This window comes from Actinocorallia lasiicapitis, assembly GCF_054778695.1.
This window is the reverse complement of sequence record NZ_BAAGZI010000660.1, coordinates 1-1,803: the sequence shown is the minus strand read 5'-3', so window position 1 is coordinate 1,803 and position 1,803 is coordinate 1. Positions and strand designations below refer to the sequence as shown.

2 protein-coding genes and 1 pseudogene are annotated in these 1,803 nt (G+C 72.9%); all 3 read right to left on the bottom strand.

The annotated features are described in order from the left end of the window. Nucleotides 1-236 (bottom strand): annotated as a pseudogene (locus ACYVE7_RS33490) (acyl-CoA synthetase); the annotation flags it as partial. 141 nt (nt 237-377) lie between these two features. Next, nucleotides 378-1,562 (bottom strand): ABC transporter permease, encoded by a 1,185-nt coding sequence (locus tag ACYVE7_RS33485; RefSeq protein WP_460370517.1) that lies wholly within the window; start codon nt 1,560-1,562, stop codon nt 378-380. Beyond that, a partial coding sequence (locus tag ACYVE7_RS33480) for an ATP-binding cassette domain-containing protein (RefSeq protein WP_460370515.1) occupies nt 1,559-1,803 on the bottom strand: 245 nt, incomplete at its 5' end. The genes ACYVE7_RS33485 and ACYVE7_RS33480, both read right to left, overlap by 4 nt.

Below are 1,803 nucleotides of genomic sequence, written 5' to 3'. Positions count from 1 at the left end.
CCGGTCAGGCCCCTGGCCAGCCGGTTGGTGCGGGCGTCGAGCTCCTCGTAGGTGAACACGCCCCGCTCGTCGACGAGCGCGGGCCGGTGGGGGTCGCGGGCGGCGGCCGCGACGGTCCCGCCGGCCAGGGTGTTGCCCCAGCGGGCCAGAGCCGTGAGCTGCTTGGCGGTCGCGGCGGGCGAACCGGGTTTGAGCAGACCGCTGCGCGACAGGGCACGAACGCGACCGAAGACCATGACCGGACACCTCCTACTGATCAGTACCGCTGGTTCGAAACGGTACTGGTCGGAGATTTCCGGCACATTTATCCCAGATGACCGAACTTGGTCTAGACCTGTGACGTCCCTCACAAAGAGCGCGAGGGACGTCACGGAACGTCACGCCGTCAAGGCCACGGTGGGTGACAGGCGGGCCGCCCGCATCGCCGGATAGAGCCCGGCGACGGTGCCGATGACCAGGGTGGCCGCCACTCCCCCCGCCAGCGCCCAGACCGGGACGACCGGCGGCCAGCCCTTCCACGACGCGTAACAGAAGGTGGCCACCGAGCCGAGCAGGGCGCCCGCCGTCCCGCCGAGCGCCGACAGCATCAGCGACTCGGCGAGGAACTGGACACGGACCTGGCCCCGCGTCGCGCCGAGCGAGCGCCGCAACCCGATCTCCTTGCGCCGCTCCAGCACCGAGATGACCATGGTGTTGGCCACCCCGACCCCGCCGACCAGCAGCGCGACCGCGCCCAGCCCCAGCAGCAGCCCGGTGAACGCCCCCGACGCCTCGGCCTTGGCCTGGAGCGCGTCCGACGGCCTGCTGACCGTGACCTCCTCCGGGTTCTCCGGATTGACGGTCCTGGCCAGCACCCCGCCGACCGCCTGGACGGAGGCGTCGGTCGACCGCTCGTAGATCGTGGTGGGATGGCCGTCGAAGTCCAGGTGGCGCCGGGCGGCGTCCCAGCCGACGAGCACCGAACGGTCGATCTCGGGGGCCAGCTCGATCGGGTCCAGCACCCCGCTGACGGTGAACCAGCGGCCGCCGATCCAGACCCGCACCCCCGTCCTGGCGATCCCGAGCCGTTCGGCCGCCTTCGCGCCCAGCACGACCTCCGGGTAGCCGGCCGCGTTGAGGAAACTGCCCTTGGCGACTTTCGCGTCGAGGGTCTTGAGCAGGCCGGGCGTGGCGGCCAGGACCGCCAGGCCGCCGGTGACGTCCTCGTCGATCCGGTCGGTGCGGCGGACGGTCTGCCCGGTGTCGCCGGTCCCGGCCGCGTTCAGCACCGGCCGGATCCGGGCGACCATGTCCACGGCCCCCTCGGGCAGCTGGGAGTCGTCGCCGAACACCGACCGGCCCGCGGTGACGGTCAGCAGGTTGGTGCCGAGCCGGTCGAGCCGCCGCAGCAGCTCCTCCTTGCTCGACGCCGAGATCCCGATCACCGACACCATCGCGGCGATGCCGATCGCGATCCCGAGCGCCGACAGCACCACCCGGACCGGCCGCGACCGCAGCCCGGACGCGCCGGTGCGCAGCGTGTCGGACGGCCGCAGCCGTGCCGGGCGCAGTGGGCGGCTCACCGGACCAGCCCGTCCCGGACGTGCACCTGGCGCGGGGTGCGCGCGGCGATGTCCAGATCGTGGGTGATGATCGCGATGGTGGTGCCGCCCGCGTTCAGCTCGGTCAGCACGGCCAGGACCTCCTGCCCGTTGGCGGTGTCGAGGTTGCCGGTCGGCTCGTCGGCCAGCAGCAGGTCGGGATCGCCGACCACGGCCCGCGCCACGGCGACGCGCTGCTGCTCGCCGCCGGACATCTGGTTGG